Annotated in this window: 16 protein-coding genes; 3 read left to right on the top strand and 13 right to left on the bottom strand. The window is 62.3% G+C overall.

What is annotated here, in order from left to right; all coding sequences use genetic code 11:
- Positions 1 to 104: 104 nt before the first annotated feature.
- The 3 genes from pglX to brxL are packed head-to-tail and all read left to right on the top strand — an operon-like array spanning position 105 to position 6,662.
- The gene (pglX, locus tag N1F91_RS23690; RefSeq protein WP_289995895.1) at positions 105 to 2,087 is read left to right on the top strand and encodes a BREX-1 system adenine-specific DNA-methyltransferase PglX; all 1,983 of its coding nucleotides are present in this window, start codon (positions 105 to 107) and stop codon (positions 2,085 to 2,087) included.
- Positions 2,080 to 4,581, top strand: a complete 2,502-nt coding sequence (pglZ, locus tag N1F91_RS23685; RefSeq protein ID WP_289995894.1) for a BREX-1 system phosphatase PglZ type A — start codon at positions 2,080 to 2,082, stop codon at positions 4,579 to 4,581. Before pglX ends, pglZ begins: the two co-directional genes overlap by 8 nt.
- A gap of 11 nt (positions 4,582 to 4,592) precedes the next feature.
- Entirely contained in the window at positions 4,593 to 6,662 is a 2,070-nt protein-coding gene (gene brxL / locus N1F91_RS23680; protein WP_289995892.1) for a BREX system Lon protease-like protein BrxL, read from the top strand.
- Positions 6,663 to 7,045: 383 nt separating this feature from the next.
- On the opposite strand, the gene N1F91_RS23675 is transcribed toward brxL, so the two are convergent.
- The 13 genes from N1F91_RS23675 to N1F91_RS23615 form a co-directional block, all read right to left on the bottom strand.
- A complete protein-coding gene (locus tag N1F91_RS23675) occupies positions 7,046 to 7,327 on the bottom strand; it encodes a hypothetical protein (RefSeq protein ID WP_289995891.1) in 282 nt (93 codons plus the stop codon).
- A 179-nt stretch (positions 7,328 to 7,506) separates the two neighbouring features.
- Positions 7,507 to 10,758: a caspase family protein gene (locus tag N1F91_RS23670; protein WP_289995890.1), complete on the bottom strand. Its 3,252-nt coding sequence runs from the start codon at positions 10,756 to 10,758 to the stop codon at positions 7,507 to 7,509.
- A gap of 182 nt (positions 10,759 to 10,940) precedes the next feature.
- The gene (locus N1F91_RS23665; protein WP_289995889.1) at positions 10,941 to 11,222 is read right to left on the bottom strand and encodes a hypothetical protein; all 282 of its coding nucleotides are present in this window, start codon (positions 11,220 to 11,222) and stop codon (positions 10,941 to 10,943) included.
- Positions 11,222 to 11,455: a hypothetical protein gene (locus tag N1F91_RS23660; protein WP_289995885.1), complete on the bottom strand. Its 234-nt coding sequence runs from the start codon at positions 11,453 to 11,455 to the stop codon at positions 11,222 to 11,224. Before N1F91_RS23660 ends, N1F91_RS23665 begins: the two co-directional genes overlap by 1 nt.
- 2 nt (positions 11,456 to 11,457) lie before the next feature.
- Positions 11,458 to 12,138: a glycoside hydrolase family 108 protein gene (locus tag N1F91_RS23655; RefSeq protein WP_289995884.1), complete on the bottom strand. Its 681-nt coding sequence runs from the start codon at positions 12,136 to 12,138 to the stop codon at positions 11,458 to 11,460.
- Positions 12,139 to 12,535: 397 nt separating this feature from the next.
- Positions 12,536 to 12,985: a hypothetical protein gene (locus N1F91_RS23650; RefSeq protein WP_289995882.1), complete on the bottom strand. Its 450-nt coding sequence runs from the start codon at positions 12,983 to 12,985 to the stop codon at positions 12,536 to 12,538.
- 2 nt (positions 12,986 to 12,987) lie between these two features.
- Positions 12,988 to 13,662 carry a hypothetical protein gene (locus N1F91_RS23645; protein WP_289995881.1) on the bottom strand — a complete coding sequence of 225 codons (675 nt, stop codon included), beginning with the start codon at positions 13,660 to 13,662 and terminating at the stop codon, positions 12,988 to 12,990.
- The gene (locus N1F91_RS23640; protein ID WP_289995878.1) at positions 13,659 to 14,426 is read right to left on the bottom strand and encodes a hypothetical protein; all 768 of its coding nucleotides are present in this window, start codon (positions 14,424 to 14,426) and stop codon (positions 13,659 to 13,661) included. The genes N1F91_RS23645 and N1F91_RS23640 overlap by 4 nt, the downstream gene beginning before the upstream one ends.
- A 63-nt stretch (positions 14,427 to 14,489) precedes the next feature.
- A complete protein-coding gene (locus N1F91_RS23635; protein WP_289995877.1) occupies positions 14,490 to 14,687 on the bottom strand; it encodes a hypothetical protein in 198 nt (65 codons plus the stop codon).
- The gene (locus N1F91_RS23630; protein ID WP_289995874.1) at positions 14,687 to 14,932 is read right to left on the bottom strand and encodes a hypothetical protein; all 246 of its coding nucleotides are present in this window, start codon (positions 14,930 to 14,932) and stop codon (positions 14,687 to 14,689) included. Before N1F91_RS23630 ends, N1F91_RS23635 begins: the two co-directional genes overlap by 1 nt.
- Positions 14,933 to 14,958: 26 nt before the next feature.
- Positions 14,959 to 16,218, bottom strand: a complete 1,260-nt coding sequence (locus tag N1F91_RS23625) for a hypothetical protein (RefSeq protein WP_289995872.1) — start codon at positions 16,216 to 16,218, stop codon at positions 14,959 to 14,961.
- A complete protein-coding gene (locus tag N1F91_RS23620) occupies positions 16,218 to 16,445 on the bottom strand; it encodes a hypothetical protein (RefSeq protein WP_289995871.1) in 228 nt (75 codons plus the stop codon). Before N1F91_RS23620 ends, N1F91_RS23625 begins: the two co-directional genes overlap by 1 nt.
- Positions 16,445 to 16,789, bottom strand: a complete 345-nt coding sequence (locus N1F91_RS23615; protein ID WP_289995870.1) for a hypothetical protein — start codon at positions 16,787 to 16,789, stop codon at positions 16,445 to 16,447. Before N1F91_RS23615 ends, N1F91_RS23620 begins: the two co-directional genes overlap by 1 nt.
- Positions 16,790 to 16,838: the final 49 nt, after the last annotated feature.

Here is a 16,838-nt window from a genome sequence, read left to right as displayed (position 1 = left end):
TTCCCAACATGCCGGAGCCAGACTTATGCGCCCTGATCCAGCGCTTCCAGGCGTTGATCCGCCAAAACAACCTCACCGCCGCCGTCCTCGCCGTCGGATAATAAATGAGGGGATACTTGAGTGGCCAAATTGCAATGGTTACGATGGAAAGCTGGATGTTCTTGCCAACATATAGAGCTTTCCGTGAACGCTTATTGGATCAATGCCACATCCGATCGATGGTCCACATGCCTTATCTTGGCAAAGGCGGGACTAGCATGGGGATAAGCTTTGGAACTACGTCATTTGTTTGTCAGGCATCACGAAATAAAACATACAAAGGTGCTTTCAGTTGCACGCGATACTACGAGACCGATGATGCAGGCGTGCCATTGGAGTTCCCAACCCGCAATGAGCGATTGGCAAGTGCTTCAAGCGAAGACCTCGCTCAAATACCTGGGACGCCCGTTGCATATTGGGCCAGCCCGACGCTGAGGGAGCAATTCTCAAAGGACCTCCTTTCACAGCTTGGAACATGCAAGAACGGGATGACGACAGGCGATAATGATCGCTTCATGCGTGCTTGGCATGAAGTATCGCTTCGCTCAATGAAAACCGATGCAACTAATCAATCTGATTCAAAGAGCTCAGGTTGCACTTGGTTTCCTTATAGCAAAGGTGGAGAATTCAGGCGTTGGTACGGAAACAACGATTTTGTTTTGAATTGGAAGAACAACGGGGCCGCACTCAAGTCAAACAAGCCAAAGAGTATTCTCAGGAATCCCAATTTCTACTTTCATGACGCACTGACTTGGTCGTTGACATCCAGCGCACACTTTGGCGCAAGGGATCGGGGCGCTGGCGCCCTATTCGATGTGAATGGAATGTCAGGGTTCTTTGATAACAACAAGCATGGTGTATTGGCACTTCTAAATAGCTCTGTTTCTACCCAGATCCTAAAAATCATAAATCCAACAATGGCTTTCCAATCTGGTGACATCGAACGGATACCAGTTGCCGAAGCTGCAAAAACCGAGGGCGTAAAGGCTCTTACTCGTCAAGCTGTCCTCATCACCAGATCCGACTGGGACGCCTTCGAAACCTCCTGGGAGTTCACCGCGCTCCCGCTGCTCTCGCCCGATCACCGAGCCGGGACGCTGGAGGCCACCTACATCGCCCTCCGCGCCCATTGGCAGTCCATGACGGATGAGATGCAGCGGCTGGAGGAAGAGAACAACCGCATCTTCATCGACGCCTATGGTCTGCAGGACGAACTGACCCCCGAGGTGCCGATCGAGGAAATCACCCTCACCTGCAACCCCGCCTATCGCTATGGCGTGAAGGGCAAGGAAGGTGAGCGCGAGACCCGCCTGCGCGCCGACACCATGGCCGAGTTCCTCAGCTACGCCGTGGGCTGCATGTTCGGCCGCTACAGCCTCGACGCGCCGGGTCTGATCCTCGCCAACCAGGGCGAGACGCTGGCGGATTACCTGTCCCGGGTGTCGGAACCCAGCTTCCTCCCCGACGAGGACAACGTCATCCCCGTGCTGGATGCCGACTGGTTCGCCGACGACATCGTGGACCGCTTCCGCAAGTTCCTGCGCGTGACCTTCGGCGAGGCGCATTTCCGCGAGAACCTTGCCTTCATCGAGGCGCAGATCGGCGACATCCGCAAGTATTTCAAGCGCGGCTTCTACGACGACCACGTGAAGCGCTACAAGAAGCGCCCGATCTACTGGATGTTCTCCAGCCCCAAGGGCACGTTCCAGGCGCTGATCTACATGCACCGCTACCGGCCCGACACCGTCTCGGTCCTGCTGAACGACTACCTGCGCGAGTTCATCCGCAAGCTGGAGGCCGAGCGCGCGCGGCTGGAAAAGCTCTCCGACGACCCCGCCGCCACCCAGACCCAGCGGACAAAGGCGCTGAAGGAAGTGGGCGTGATCGCCAAGCAGCTCGCCGAGCTGGAGGAGTGGGAGCGCGAGGTCATCTTCCCGCTGGCGCAGGCCAAGATCGAGATCGACCTCGATGACGGGGTGAAGCGGAACTACCCGCTGTTCGGCGCGGCCCTGAAGCCGATCAAGGGGCTGGAGGCCGCGGATGAGTGACCGCATCGCCGCAAGCCTGCGGCAGCTGTTCGAGGAGCACCGGATCGTCTTCTGGTACGACGCCGACCGCGACATGCGGGCGGAGTTCGAGGCGGTCGATCTGCCCGGCGTGACCAAGCTGGAGATCGCGAACAACGAATTCGGGCTGAAGTACCGGATCCTGCGGCAGGAACCAAAGGCCCGGTTCCTGCTGTTCAAGGACGGCCCCGAGCCCGAGATGGTGGACAACTGGCTGCTGGACCTGCAGCTGGCCTCGGCCGTGTTCAAGGCAGACCAGGCGGCGATCTGGCTGGCCGAGCTGGGCCTGCCGCTGCAGTTCGAGAACGTGGTGCGCGCGCACATCGAGTTCTTCCGCGCCAAGGCCCGTGTCGAAGCGTTGAAGCGGCTGATGCAGGCCTCCGACACCCAGACCCAGATGCGCCTGCGGATGCTGGCCGTCTGCACGGGCACCGAGGGCGGGCTGGACACGGTGATCGAGGCGCTGCTGGGCGAGCTTGCCGTGGGCAAGGATGACGCCCTGAGGCTGAGCGAGCGCTCGGGACTGACGGATTTCCTCTGGAAGCAGCTCGGCCAGGCCTATGGCTACAAGCCCGATGAGCCGGATTTCGAGGACTTCGCCATCGCGCTGTTCCAGTCGGCCTATGCGCGCGTTCTTGGGGAGGACGGGGCGTTGAACGCCGAGGCGCTGTTGGTCTTCCGCCGCTGGAAGAACAACCGCCATTGGGCGGAGGCCTTCGAGGCCCTGTCGGCACGGTATCAGGACTTGCTGAAGATCCCAGCCGATCTCTCGACCCGTGATTTTCGTACCCTGGTCGGTATCGATCATTTCGAGGAGATCGACCGCCAGATCATCCGCGAGATCGTCCGCGCGATGGCAGCCCAGTCTGTCAGCGCGCCGGAAGTGCTGAACTGGGTGCGCGAACGGCGGCAAAGCCATTGGTATCCGACCTACGCGGACATCTATCAGGCGATCGGTTACGCCACCGAGTTCCAGCAGGCGCTTGCAGAGGCGAACCTGGGGATGACCAGCCCTGCTGAGGGCGTGCAACGCTATGTGACCAGCTGGTATCGGCTGGATCAGCTGTACCGCAAGTTCATCTACCACATGCAGAAGAGCGGTCAGGCGTCCCTGCTGGCCGACCTCTACGCGTCCGTCGAGAACCGCTACACGAACAGCTTCGTCCTGGCCCTGAACGACGCCTGGCAGGATCAGATCGCTGGCCTCGGCGAGTGGAAGATCCCCGGCTTCGCATCGCAGGCCAGTTTCTATAAGGAGCAGGCCGCCGAGTACCGGCGCAAGGACCAGAAGGTCGCCGTGATCATTTCGGACGCGCTCCGCTTTGAAGTGGGCGAGGAATGCCTGCGCCGGATCCGCGCTCTGGATCGCTTCGATGCCGAGCTGAAGCCCATGATCAGTTCGCTGCCCAGCTATACCCAGCTCGGCATGGCGGCGCTCCTGCCACACAGCGCGCTCGCCTTGGCCGACGATGGTAGCGGCGATGTCATCTCGAACGGGGAGAATACCAAGGGGCTTGCTGCGCGGGAGAAACTGCTCGCCGCAGGGCGGAAGGGTGACAGCGCCAAGGCGCTGAAGTCCGAAGACGTGATGAACATGCGCACCGAGGATGGGAAAGCGCTCTTCCGCGATCACCACATCGTCTACGTGTACCACAACCGCATCGACGCCATCGGCGACAAGCTGCAAACGGAAGACAAGCTGCCCGAAGCGGCCGAGGATGCCATCGAGGATCTGACGAAGCTCGTCCGCAAGCTGACTTCGGCCAATTTCTCCAACATCCTGATCACCGCGGATCACGGGTTTCTGTATCAGCATCGCGCTCTCGACGAGAGCGATTTCGCAATCGCCGATCCGAAGGGCGCCGAGATTCTCTTCCGTAACCGGCGGTTTGTGATTGGCCGCGGGCTCGAGCCCACACCGGGTATGAAGCACTTTGGCGCAGCTGGACTGGGCCTTTCCGGTGGCCTGGATGTCCTGATCCCAAATTCGATCAACCGCATGCGCGTGAAGGGCGCCGGCAGCCGTTTCGTGCATGGCGGCGCCAGTTTGCAGGAAGTGGTCATCCCGGTCATTCGGGTCGGCAAGCAACGCGAGACCGATATCGGCCAGGTCGACGTGCAGATCTTCGTCACGGGCCGTAGCCTGATCTCCTCCGGCCAGACAGCGGTGATGCTCTATCAGACCCAGTCCGTCTCCGAGAAGATGCGGCCTCGGGAGCTTCTGGCGGGCATCTATGCGACCGATGGCACGCTCATTTCCGACGAGTACACACTGCTGTTCGATTTCCGGTCCGACAATGCCCGCGAGAGGGAAATGCCTCGCAAGTTCCTCCTCTCGCGGGAGGCCGACCGGTTTAACAACCAGGATGTCATCCTGAAGCTGCGTGAACGGGTCGGTAAGACCAGCCATTACCAGGATTATGCCACCCACCGCTTCCAGCTGCGGCGCGGCATGACCACCGACTTTGATTTCTGAGGAGCCTGCGGATGAGTGACCTCGACGACAAGATCAACGAGCATTTCGCGGGTTTCGTGGTCCGAAAGGACCTGGTGAAGGCGGTCAAGGGCAACGCCATCGTGCCGACCTATGTTTTGGAGTATCTGCTCGGCCAATACTGCGCCACCGACGACGAGGCCTCGATTCAGACCGGCATCGAGACCGTAAAGGAGATCCTGCACCGGCACTACGTGCACCGCAACGAGGCGGGCCTGATCCGGTCGAACATCCGCGAGAAGGGGCGCGGTAAGGTCATAGACAAGGTGTCGGTCGCGCTTAACGAGAAAACTGACTCCTATGAGGCCAGTTTTGCCAACCTTGGGATCAAGAAGGTCCTGGTGGACAGCGACACGGTCAAGAAGAACCAGAAGATGCTCGTCTCCGGGGTCTGGTCGATCGCGGACCTCGAATACGATCACAAGGAGGAGGCGAATTCGGTCCCTTGGGTTCTCGCGGGGGTTAAGCCGATCCAGATGTCCAGCTTCGACTTCGACGCGTACTTGGCCGGGCGGGCAAAGTTCACGACGGAGGAGTGGATTGACCTCCTGATCCAGACAATCGGGTTCGACCCGGACGCGTTCGGCCGGCGCAGCAAGCTCCTCCAGCTATTGCGGCTGATCCCCTATGTGGAGCGGAACTACAACCTGATCGAGCTTGGCCCAAAAGGGACCGGCAAGTCGCACATCTTCTCCGAGTTCTCCCCGCACGGGATCCTGATCTCCGGGGGCGAGGTGACCGTCCCGAAGCTGTTCGTGAGCAACGCGAGCGGGAAGATTGGGCTGGTCGGCTACTGGGACACGATCGCCTTCGACGAGTTCGCCGGCCGGCAGAAGAAGGTCGACAAGGCACTCGTCGACATCATGAAGAACTACCTGGCGAACAAGTCCTTCTCGCGCGGGGTCGAGACGCTCGGGGCGGAGGCATCGATGGCGTTCATCGGGAACACCAAGCACTCCGTTGCGTACATGCTCAAGCGTACGGACCTGTTCGAGGAGCTGCCTGAGAAGTATTACGATAGCGCCTTCATCGACCGGCTTCACGCCTACCTTCCAGGCTGGGAGATCGACGTGATCCGGGGAGAGATGTTCGCAACCGGCTACGGGTTCATCGTGGACTACCTAGCAGAGGTGCTGCGCCACATGCGCGGGCAGGACCGATCCTTGGACTACCGGGACCTATTCACGCTGGACGCTTCCATCTCGACCCGGGACCGGGACGGGGTGCAGAAGACCTTCTCAGGCCTGATGAAGCTTCTTTTCCCGGACGGGGGCGCAACCCCGGATGAAATTCGGGAGCTGCTGACCCTCGCGATAGAGGGGCGAAAACGCGTCAAGGACCAGTTGATGCGGATCGACAGCACCTACCCGGAGGTCGAGTTCAACTTCGCAGACAAGACGGGTCGGGTGACGAAGGTGCAGACCCTCGAGGAGCGTGAGCACCCGCGCTGGTATCACCGCCGGAACGTCGAGGAGGTGGGCGAGGCGGTAATCGAGCCGGACTCGACCAACTTGGATTCGGGCGCGCCCGCTTCCGCGCCGGTCCGGGACGTCCCGCGCGGTCCCGCGCCCGGTCACGTCACATTCGCGGAGAACCAGAAGGGTGTCAGCTTCGACGCACTTCTCGGGCCTTGGCTCGACGGAGCGGGGGTGATCACGCTCACGGACCCCTACATCCGAGTCTATCACCAGATGCGCAACCTGATGGAACTTCTCGAGGTCGTGGCGCTGCGCAAGCCGGATGGTGAGGACGTTCAGTTCCGGCTCATCACCGCCCCAGACCCGGACGACATCGAGCGCCAGACGGGCTATCTTGAGCAGATCCGGGATGGGGTCGTACCCCTGGGCGTGGAGTTCAGCTGGGCCTTTGACGAGACGAGCACGATCCACGCCCGGCACCTCGTGACAGACACTGGCTGGAAGATTCTGCTCGACCGGGGCCTCGACGTGTTCCAGAGGGCAGACCTGAACAACGGGTTTAGCCCGGCCAACAGGCATCAACGATTCCGGCAAGTGAAGGCTTTCGAGGTGACCTACCTGCAAGAAGGAGCGGCAGCCCTGTGATCGTATTTGCTTTTCGACAGCTTTGATGAAACCCCGCTCGAACAACATTTTTCTGCTCGACTGCGATCCAGAGGACCGGTCAACCACACAGAATGTCAGCCCGCACCGCCTACTGGTTTTCTCGAGATCATTGACGCAGGTGGATATGCCGTTCAACCCCTCGAAGAAGGCACAGACGTCGGCAGGGATTGCGAGGTCCACAATCTCGCCCATTTCCGCAAACGACTTTTGGCACCGAGTGTGATAGCGTTTTTCTCGTCTCCGCCTCGCAGCCCGATCTTTGACATGGTGAAGATGGTCGTGACGGGCCGAGGCGCGCGGCAGGCAGTCGAGACGCCCTGCGCCTTAAGCCATGCCCCTCAGCCCGTCACTGCCTTTCCACGTCACCCTCCCCTCAGCCACCAGGCACCGATGCCGACGGCCGCGGTGACCGCAATCCAGAACAGCCGATCAACCAGGCCGAACGTCACGCCGCGGCGGTCGCTGGTCTTCTCAAGATCGGTGAGCCGCGTGGATATGCCGCTCATGCGCGCGTCGCTGGCGTCGAGACGTTTGAAGAGTGTGCTGGTGCGCTCCTCGATACGCACCAGTACGATGAGCGCCTCGGCCATCTTGTCGAGCTTCGTCTCGATGCGGTCGAGGCGGGTTTCATCGATGTCGGCCATCAGCCCTGCTCCAGCTTCCTGCGCAGCCCGATCAGGCCAAGCCCGAGCACGATCAGCGTGGCTGGGGTAGGAGCGTTGCCGGCACCGTTGAGTATGGAGATGATTTCTCCGACCTGCCCGAGTGCTGTGGCGTGCCCTCTGGCAGCAAAGTCACCACATCTGGCAGAGGGAAGCAGCGGTCAGAAGAGCGGAATCAATCCGACCATTCCGCTCCGTGCGATCCAAGGTGTCTGCTTTCCACCCGAGACGTCAACGACGTGCGGCTTCAGGGCTGAATAGGTCTGGAACAGATCACGGACAACGGGCACTTGCTGGCCGTGCCGCTCTCCCACGAGGACATCCAGCAGCGCGCTGGTAAACAGGCCACCGCCAAATCTCGCTGCTTCCAGACTGGACTGTCTGCCTTTGGAAGCCGCCAGAACGACGATCGGTGCACCGCTGGCTAAGGCAAGATCATCGACAGCCACGTCGTTGGTCGCGCCGCCGGCAGCACCCGAATGACAGACATCCAGGAAGACGACAACGCGGCCTCGACTGCGTTCCAGTATGCCTACGATCTCCCTCCATGCGATAGCTGTGCCGGAGAGATCAGCGAACCGGGAACGGCGACCGGCGAGGTAGAGTTGACCGTCGGATCCGAGCACACCATGGCCAGCGATGTGAAGGAAAAGCGTGTCCCGATCGGACAAGTCTGTGACGAGCGTATGAAGTCTGTTCCGGATTTCTCCATCCAGGTCGACTGCATCAGCGACGAGGTAAGTCTCGATTGAATTGTAGTAAGGGGATTTCGCGGTTCCCAGGCGCTCGACCATGGAACGGGCATCACTCACAGCATAGCGCAGGTCGGGGATTGCCGGATCGTCGTAACGATCCGTTCCCAGTGCCACCACCACCAAACGGCCACTTGGCCGAGGCCCAGGCGGTCGTGACGTTGATTCAACCCAGGCTTGACTCCTGACCCCATCGCTGTCGGTTGCAAGCAAGGCGAAGCTTCGCGTTTCAGGAAGCGGCTTCAGTTCGAACGCCAGTTCGGAAAGGTCTTCACCGTCGCCCTCTCTTTCTTCGATGGCGATGCCGTCCCTATAGAGGACGATGGAACGCAGACCGTTCCTTGCATGAACACGTACCCGCAATTCAGTTTCGCCCGGGTATACCGCATCGCCGAGTCCGCCGCCGACATGTTCGATCCGCGGCGGAAGCGGAACGGAAAAGGGTGCTTTACCAGGCGACGGGTTGGCAGCCTCTCCAGATGTGGTGAGACGTGATGGCATCAGGCCTGGACGTCGGAGCCGATCAGCGAACTGATCGAGCGTATAGAGATACCGGTCACCATAAAATTTCAGATGGGCATGGCGGGCTCCCTCCGGAGTGCCGTCAAACTGGAAATCGCGATCGAAGATGACGATCTCGTCGTCCAGGTAACGACCTTCCAGAACGGGATCGCCACCCCCTGTCGGAAAAATCTGAAATCGGCCGTTGATCTCCGCAACAACGAGATGGCGGCGGTCGGCGGTGAGCGAAACGAGGACGATCTGATCGTGGAACCCCTCGCGCTGGATCTGTCCCACTACTCGCGCGCGCTCCGCTTCCAGGACAACCATTGCACCGTCCCGAGACACGATGGCGCTCAAGCCGCCGGCAAGACGGAATATCTGCACCTCGTTCGAAACGTCAAAGGTCACCGACTTTCCCGCCATGTCGACGAGCCCGGCATCGCGCATGTAGGTGCCGACGAGGATCTCCGTTTCCGCGTCGCCGCCTATTAAACGCGTCCGCGAAAGGCTTCCGGATTTCACGGAAGCCGAACCCTCGATGCAAAGGATCTGGATGAACTGTTCGACGGCACCGACTGACGCAAACGCCCAGCTCCGCACCTCCGAGGACCAACACTCCAACGAATTCGGATCATGGGTGAGATAGGCGTCGATGAACGAGAATCTCACAGTATCGGCCGACTGCGGCTCAATGAAGCCTGCCTCGACCAAGGGCTCAGCCGGATCGAACCGCAGGAGACTGGAAACATCATCGCCGGGGGCACCCAGGACTGATCGGCGATAGTCGCTCACCAGCGCAACGTCGATGCCGACATCTGCCATGCGCGCCACGAAACGGCTGTCGCTTTGCGCACCCGAGCGGGGCCGAAACAATGAAACCGCGCCCCGTCGATCTGCATCGCCGAAGGGATCCCGGCGTGGAACCCCATCGCCCAGTAGTTCATGTGAGACCACATCACCACGCACAGGCCCATCGAGCCATTCGGCATGGTGTCTCCAACTCCGTCCGTTAGCGCTGCCAAGATCCATGCGCCAGCCTTCGGGTATCGACGGATCAGCCTCCGACCGAAAAGGCTGGGTGTTCTTCTGGCCGACGAGACTGAGTTTCAGCGGCGGCGCGAACAAGCCCTCGCCCAAACGCCCGTGCCCCATGCGCGCGGTGGCCGCGTCGGGATCTATGTCCACGAACCCGGTCTCCTCTGCGGTGTTCTGGCGCGCAAAGGTAACACCGTGAAACACGATAGAGCGATCCGTTAGCATCTCCTTGAAGCCGATCTCGCCCCAGGTGGCGGCCGAAATCGCCAGGAAGCTGTCACCCGGCGACCAGTGCAGCGACTTCAAGAGCTCTCGCCCTGGCGTCGCAGTGCGTAGAACCACTTGCTCCGAAAACAGGTCGATAACGGTCAAGTCGTCAAAGACAGGGACTTCGAGCCCCAGATCGATCCCCTGGCCGAGAACGTGAAGAAACCGTGATGTCGGGGAGAAGTTCGGTTCGTTCCCATAACCGGCATGAATGAGGGCGCCACTGAGCGCGTCATTGACCCGGTAATGCCCGTCGAACACTTCGAGAATGAAGCGACCGGAGTTGCTGCGTATCCGCTCCAGCGGAGTCTGTGTCGAAAACAGGTCCTGCACAACGACCCTCGGCCGTCCGGGCTCCACTTCCAGATCAAGACGTCCTTCGGCAATCATGATCGGGCTGATCCGCGCCGCACGTTCCGCTTCGGATTGATGGAAGAGTGCCCAATCAATTTCGAACGAACCGATGACGAAAGGGCCGATCGTGATCGTCCCGTGGTCATCGTCCACCGCATGAAGCGGAATGAACAGACGCATGCGGTCGGCAGCAAATCCCAGCTCTTGCGGCGCCGGTTCTCCGCTCGCTAACGCCATGAAGCCATCGCCCGAGAATCGGGCCTCGTTTGGGGTTGCCAGAACGAGCCAGACGGCGCCTTCGCAAGCGCCAGCCTCGAGTAGCGGCCTTTCCCATGTCAACACAAAATCGCTTCCGGCGACGGGTTCTTCAGCCTCGGCAGTGACAAAGTCAGCCCCCGTTGCCGGATCGGAAGCCAGCGTGCATGCGCCATCGGCTAGAGCCGTAGATGCGACCGCGGCGGTCAGGAACATCGATAAGAGCAAACGGAAAATCAGCGACATATCGTTCACTCCGTATCGTTCGGAACGGGCACCAACCTCAATGGCGTGCCGAGTTTGTCGGACGGCTACGGTGACGAGCCTGACATGTTGATTGTCGATGATACTGATGGGGGTTTCAAGGCACGTAATCTTAAGCGGATTATCTCTGCTGCAACCTCCTGTGCCGGGTCACAGATGTCGCTTCACCCTCCCCGTAACCACCAGGCGCCGATGCCGACGGCGGCGGTGACCGCGATCCAGAACAGCCGGTCGACCAGCCCGAACGTCACACCGCGCCGGTCGCTGGTCTTCTCCAGATCGGTGACGCGCGTGGAAATGCCGTTCATCCGCGCGTCGCTGGCATCGAGACGTTTGAAGAGTGTGCTGGTGCGCTCCTCGATGCGCACCAGCACGACAAGCGCCTCGGCCATCTTGTCGAGCTTGGTCTCAATGCGGTCGAGGCGGTTTTCATCGATGTCGGCCATCAGCCCTGCTTCAGCTTCCTGCGCAGCCCGATCAGGCCAAGTCCGAGCACGATCAGCGTGGCGGGCGTGGGAGCGCTGCCAGCCCCGTTCAGCATGGAGATGATCTCTCCGACCTGTCCGAGTGCCGTGGCGTACGGTGCGATGATCTGACCAGTGCCGGTAGCGAGCGATGCGGCGCCGACCCACCAGGTGAGGGAGCGAGGAAGGACGTATTTCAGGATGGATTGCAGCATGGTCAGCCTCCTGTGATCCAGTTCCAGAGTTGGGAGAGCGCCATGAGGATGGCGCCGATGATTGCCACGGCGAGGATGCCGAGCTGGGAAGTCCTCGGCGTCTGGGGGCTCGATGCCGGTGCCCGGTCGGTGATGACCGCATCCTCGACCACGACCTTCTCAAAGGTATCGTCAGCCGCGTCGAGAATGGCGTCGTGCCTGACCTCGGTGACACGCCGCTCCCAGCCTTTGCCGAAGGTCGGCCAGGTCTTGAGCGTCTTCAGCCAGACAAGCCGCGCGTCGCAGAGTCTTGCGATCAATTCGGTCGGATCGGCCTTTCTGACCGCCGCCAGCGTCGCCGGTCCGATGCGACCGTCCTCAGTTGCGCCTACCACGCGCTGCAGGAATCGTGCGGCCCGGGATGGCCCGGAGTTCACCGCAAGATCGAACACGGCGTAGTCCACGCCGGCGGGAAGCTCATTGGCATGAACAGCGGCCCAGTAGTGCTTGTAGTAGACGGTGGCGACCTGCTCGCCGGTGATGGCGCGCAGGTCCGCCTTCGTGCCGTTTGGCTTCACGTAGCGGCGGAAAGTGGCAATGGTGACGCCCTTGTTGGTCGCGCCGCCAGGGTCTTTGGGATGGTCGACATAGCCACCCTCATGTTTGAGGACGCGCGAAAGCGCCCGCTGGAAATTGCTGTCCACGGGATACCTCGTTTAGTTGGTCAGGGTTGTTCGAGAGTTCGGGTTCGGCGCCGGTGTGCAGGATATTCAGCGGAGAACCGAAGGACGGTTTTTATCGGCCAGCCAATACCGACTTGCTGACCGGCGCGGTTTCGCCACGGTCGTGCTATGATTCGTCAGCCACGAAGCACCTCCCCCTTGCGGAGTGGTCAGGTCGGTGCGAGCAACTCCCCCCGCTCGCGCCGACCGCTCTGCCAGCCAATACCGACTCGCTGGCCCGATCGGCTTCGGCGCGACCGAGTTAAGAAGCAACTGCCACGGTGCACGGCCCACCACCCGGTGCACTGTGTGGTCAGGTCGGTGCGAGCTACGCCCCGCACTTGCACCGACCGCCCTTGCCTGTAGACGTGGCGGTTGATCAGGCCCAATGCTGATCGTCGGTGAAGTCAGCCGGGATCGGGACCATGGCTTCGATGGCATCGGAGCGCATTCGTACCGCGGCGATCCGGTCCCAGATCGCCTTGCCGGCATCCCAGGCCGCCAGTTCGTCCGCCGTCCAGCTGGCGCGGCCCTTCTCGGCCAGGATCGCCGCCTGTGCCGTCAGGTTGCGCTGCTTCCATTCGGGGCAGATGGCCAGGATGCGGCGCATGGCCTCGGCCTTGACCGCCTCGATCTGCTCGGCGCGTACCTGTTCCGGGGTCGGTGCTGGTGGGACTGGCGCCACATAAGGGGCCAGCGCGTAGCCGTCGCCGCTCTGCCAGCCTGCGTAGGCGGGAGAAACCCTGCGACCGTCCGGCAGTTCGAACCAGCCGCCCGTCGAGACGTGCCGAACGAAAGTGCCGTTGTGGTTGAGGACAAGCAGGCCCATGGTCAGCTCGCTTTCAGATAGAGTTCACAGGAACTGACGCGCTGCGATCCAAAGCCGTTTGCATCGACGGTCACGTTCTGCCGGTTGTCGTTCATGATCGCGAACACGACGGCGAAGCGAGCGTCGTCACTGCTGTTGAAGACACCGTAGGAGCCGTCTTCCCGCCCGTCCATGTCTAGAACCGGGAGACCGGCAACCGTGCCCGCGCTGTCGCCCTTGCCGCCGACGAAGCCCATGGCGACCAGCGGGACGGTCTCGGCCCCGCACGAAATCGTCTCGTTGGTGTAGTACTGTGTCCCGCTGGCGGTCTTGTTCTGCGACGTGACGTCGAAGCCGGCTGCGTTGTTCACTCCGCGGAAAACGATGCAGACCCAGGCGTTGGCGTCGGAACCGGACATGAGGTTGGGAGGCGAGGAGATATCCCCCGCAGTGAGAACCTTGCCGCCGCAGGCGTGATCGCCCGACCTGGCGTACTCGGTCCAGCCCGTGGGGATGATCGGCCGGTTGGAGGCGTCATCGGTGCGGACCGCGAAGACCGCCGTGTCCCCCGGCAGGGTGCCGGCGGGGAGTGTGAGGGGAGCCGCGTTCGGTGCGCCGTCGCCTGCCGATCCGGCCGAAACGCCGACAAACTCGATGCCGCCCCTGAAGGGCATGATGTGCGGGTTTGGGAATGTCATTGCAGCTTGACCACCTGCGCGTGAGCGAAGCCGTGGACCTTGGTGATGAAGACGAGGAAATCGTCGCCGTTGACCGTGGTGAAGGCATCGCCACTGGTCTTCGTGAATCCCGTCAGCGTGATCGCGCCGGCCGAGGCGTTGTTGCTGTACTGGACGATCATCGTGTAGTCGCCAGACGCCGTCGGGGCCGCGAATGCGTGGGCACCGCCATTGACCGCACGACGGAAATTGCCGCCGACAGGGGTCGGCGTGTAGGTGCCGCTCGACTTCGTGCCGTCGTCAACTGCGGTTGCGGTGAACCCGCCTGTCAGGGCGCTGCCGGAGAGCGCGACAAAGAGCGTGTCGAAATACCCCTTGAGCGTCGCCTTCAGGTTGGCCCAGGAGAGTTTCTTCAGAACGCTCGCGGCGGCGCTGTCGATCAGGCCGATGGTGTCGGCATCGACCGGCGTGGTCTTTGCCGAAGCGCCATGGATCGCCGCTGCGGTCACGTCGGCACCGCTCGACACGCCGTCGAGCTTGAGCTTGTCGGCCGACGAGAGGAAGCCGGCGACGGACGTTGTGGCAGCGGCGTGCAGGGTACCGCCCGTTCGGGATCCATGCCGGGCGTCGTCGAGACCCGTGACCTCGACGATAGCCTCTGTGCCGTCGTTCTTCTTCAGGTAGAGCCTGCCATCATGTGTGTTGACGGCAAGCTCCCCCAGTTCCAGATCGGTGGTCAGCGGCGCCTTGCCGGCGACCGCGGAGCGCTTCAGCTTGATCGGCATGGGCCGTCCCTTCAACGATGAGGCGGGGAGAGATCGATCGGTGACGCCGACTAGCCACGACGGTCAGTAGGTACCGCCGTCGATCGTGTCAGTCGCCGGGTGATCATGGGATTCGCGGGCGAGCGGCGTGCCGCCGGCCGTCGTCCCGTCATGGATCACGGCGGTCTTCTTCGTGGTGTCGACGGTGATCTCGCCGGGGGCGCCGGTGAAGCTTGCATGCTCGGCGGTCGAGCCGCGGCGGAACTGGACCTGCTGGGCCATCAGGCGATGCTCCCGTAGTCGGCCGCACTCGACGGCGAGGACGAGACCAGCCCGTAGTCGAGATCGCCACTGCCGCCGATCTCGGAGAACTTGGCGAAGACCTCGAAGGTCGACGCCGACAGGCCGATGGCGATGCGGTTCTCGTCGGTGATGAGATAGGGCTCACCGGCGGCAAGACCGTTGACCAGGGCCGCGGCATCGATCTCGGCGCGCGACCCGCGCTTGATGGTGAGCGAGATCGCCATGGGCGCAAGACTCCCTCAACCGGTGATCAGAACGTGCCGCAGTCAAAGGCGATGCCGGTGATCGCGCCGCCGGTGATCGCGACATTGCTCGCGGCCTGCGTTGCCATGGAGGCGAGCCCGAGATTGCTCCTGGCAGCCGCGACATCGGTCAGGTCGGAAAGGTTCGAGGCCTTGGCGAGTTTCTCGGCCAGCCCATTGGTGATGGTCGTAGCGAAATTGGCATCGTCGCCAAGGGCGGCCGCCAGTTCGTTCAGCGTGTCGAGCGCACCCGGCGCACCGCCGACAAGTGCCGACACGGCGGCGGCCACGAAGGCGGTGGTGGCGATCTGGGTGGTGTTGGTGCCGCCCGCAGCTGTTGGCGCCGTCGGCGTTCCGGTCAGCGCCGGAGACGCCAGCGCCGCCTTGGCATCAAGCGTCGTCTGAAGGTTCGTCACCTCGGCGATCGGATGGCTGTGCGAAGACGGCGCAAAGGTCGCCGGCTTGCCGGTGATACCCGTCCATGGCACCGCATCGGCCAGTTCGGCGGCATCGACCTTGCCGTCATTGTCGGTGTCGTAGGTCGCCTTGTGCATGTCGCCACTGTCGAGACCGGCGATCTCGGCCTGGACATAGGCGGTGGTGGCGATCTTCGTCGAATTGTCGTTTACGGCCGGCGTCGGCGCGGTCGGCGCGCCGGTCAGCGCCGGTGAGGCCAGCGGGGCCTTCGCATCGAGGGCCGACTGCAAGCCGGTGACGTCAGCAACGGTATGGCCGTGAACAGAGGCTGCAAAGTCGCTGGCGTCGTCGAGCGCCGCCGATCCAAGACCAAGCGAGGTGCGCTGGGCGGCGGCATCGGCAGCCGTCAGCAGTGCGCGGCCGGCGAGCGTGCTGTCGCTGATCTGGGAGGCCGGATGCGTGTGCGAGGACGCCGCCTTGCCGTCCAGCGCGGTCTGAAGCCCGGTGACGTCGGAGATGGCGTGGCTGTGCGAGGTGTTGGCCTTGGCTCCAAGCCCGCTGTCGAACTGCGACTTGCGCACCAGGTCCGCCGCGGCCGCCGCATCCTGCGACGAGGCCGGCACGGTGGCAAATGTCTTCTTTCCCGCAACCGACTGGGCGCTCGACAGATCGACAAAACCGCCCTTACCGGCCAGCGGCAGAATAGAGGTCGCGTTGCCCGCGCCATCGTCGCCCTTGCCGACATAAAGGATGTCGTCGACCTCATTGTGGGCGACCTCGCCGGACTTCAGTGCCGCCGGCGCGCCGGCATTGCCGGAAACGCGGCGCTTGAACTGGATCGTGTTGGCCATCAGAAGAAGCCTCCATTGATGGGCGTGTCGGTCGGAAGGATGGTGATGCCGGGCTCGCCCGGGTCGCCCTTGTCGCCTGGCGGCCCGCCATCACCCTTTGGTCCGGGCGTCCCGAGCACGCGCACCGAGACGGGTGCTGCCAGGACACGTGCTTTCACTGGCTCGCTCGACAGGACGCGCACCCGGATCGGGCCGGTGTGGTCTGCGATCCTGATCCCGTCAGTCATCACAGGCCCCTGGTCACTGGCCGCACGACCGGGATCTCGAGGGTGAACTGCAAGTGTCTCGGCGGCACGAGATCGGTGCGCACCATGTCGAGGACGACGCTGCCGGCGGAAAGACCCGCACCGGCCTCCGGCGCAATCACGATCTCGACCACCGTGTCGGACTTGCGCACCAGCCCGCCATTCTCCGTCGTCAGCGTGGCAATCACCGTCGCATCGCTGACCCTGGCTCGAAGCTGGGCGGCAAGCGTGCAACCCTCCGGAAATGCCGGACTGTTCGCCTCGACCTGCAGCCGGTATTCATAGCCGGCGACGATCGCCGGGCCCTCGCTGATCTCGACGGTCACCGGAGTTTCCCCCATTTAGCTCAGTTCTTCTGGTGGACCGAGACGCTGC

This window comes from Aquibium sp. ELW1220, from assembly GCF_030398385.1.
GTDB lineage: Bacteria > Pseudomonadota > Alphaproteobacteria > Rhizobiales > Rhizobiaceae > Aquibium.
Note: the sequence above shows the minus strand (reverse complement) of the source record. Positions and strands in the feature narration are given on the sequence as shown.

Bases quoted from the DNA above. Each gene is read 5' to 3' on its own strand.
- pglX (WP_289995895.1), top strand. From the start codon at position 105: ATGAGGGGATACTTGAGTGGCCAAATTGCAATGGTTACGATGGAAAGC.
- pglZ (WP_289995894.1), top strand. From the start codon at position 2,080: ATGAGTGACCGCATCGCCGCAAGCCTGCGGCAGCTGTTCGAGGAGCAC.
- brxL (WP_289995892.1), top strand. From the start codon at position 4,593: ATGAGTGACCTCGACGACAAGATCAACGAGCATTTCGCGGGTTTCGTG.
- N1F91_RS23675 (WP_289995891.1), bottom strand. From the start codon at position 7,327: ATGGCCGACATCGATGAAACCCGCCTCGACCGCATCGAGACGAAGCTC.
- N1F91_RS23670 (WP_289995890.1), bottom strand. From the start codon at position 10,758: ATGTCGCTGATTTTCCGTTTGCTCTTATCGATGTTCCTGACCGCCGCG.
- N1F91_RS23665 (WP_289995889.1), bottom strand. From the start codon at position 11,222: ATGGCCGACATCGATGAAAACCGCCTCGACCGCATTGAGACCAAGCTC.
- N1F91_RS23660 (WP_289995885.1), bottom strand. From the start codon at position 11,455: ATGCTGCAATCCATCCTGAAATACGTCCTTCCTCGCTCCCTCACCTGG.
- N1F91_RS23650 (WP_289995882.1), bottom strand. From the start codon at position 12,985: ATGGGCCTGCTTGTCCTCAACCACAACGGCACTTTCGTTCGGCACGTC.
- N1F91_RS23645 (WP_289995881.1), bottom strand. From the start codon at position 13,662: ATGACATTCCCAAACCCGCACATCATGCCCTTCAGGGGCGGCATCGAG.
- N1F91_RS23640 (WP_289995878.1), bottom strand. From the start codon at position 14,426: ATGCCGATCAAGCTGAAGCGCTCCGCGGTCGCCGGCAAGGCGCCGCTG.
- N1F91_RS23635 (WP_289995877.1), bottom strand. From the start codon at position 14,687: ATGGCCCAGCAGGTCCAGTTCCGCCGCGGCTCGACCGCCGAGCATGCA.
- N1F91_RS23630 (WP_289995874.1), bottom strand. From the start codon at position 14,932: ATGGCGATCTCGCTCACCATCAAGCGCGGGTCGCGCGCCGAGATCGAT.
- N1F91_RS23625 (WP_289995872.1), bottom strand. From the start codon at position 16,218: ATGGCCAACACGATCCAGTTCAAGCGCCGCGTTTCCGGCAATGCCGGC.
- N1F91_RS23620 (WP_289995871.1), bottom strand. From the start codon at position 16,445: ATGACTGACGGGATCAGGATCGCAGACCACACCGGCCCGATCCGGGTG.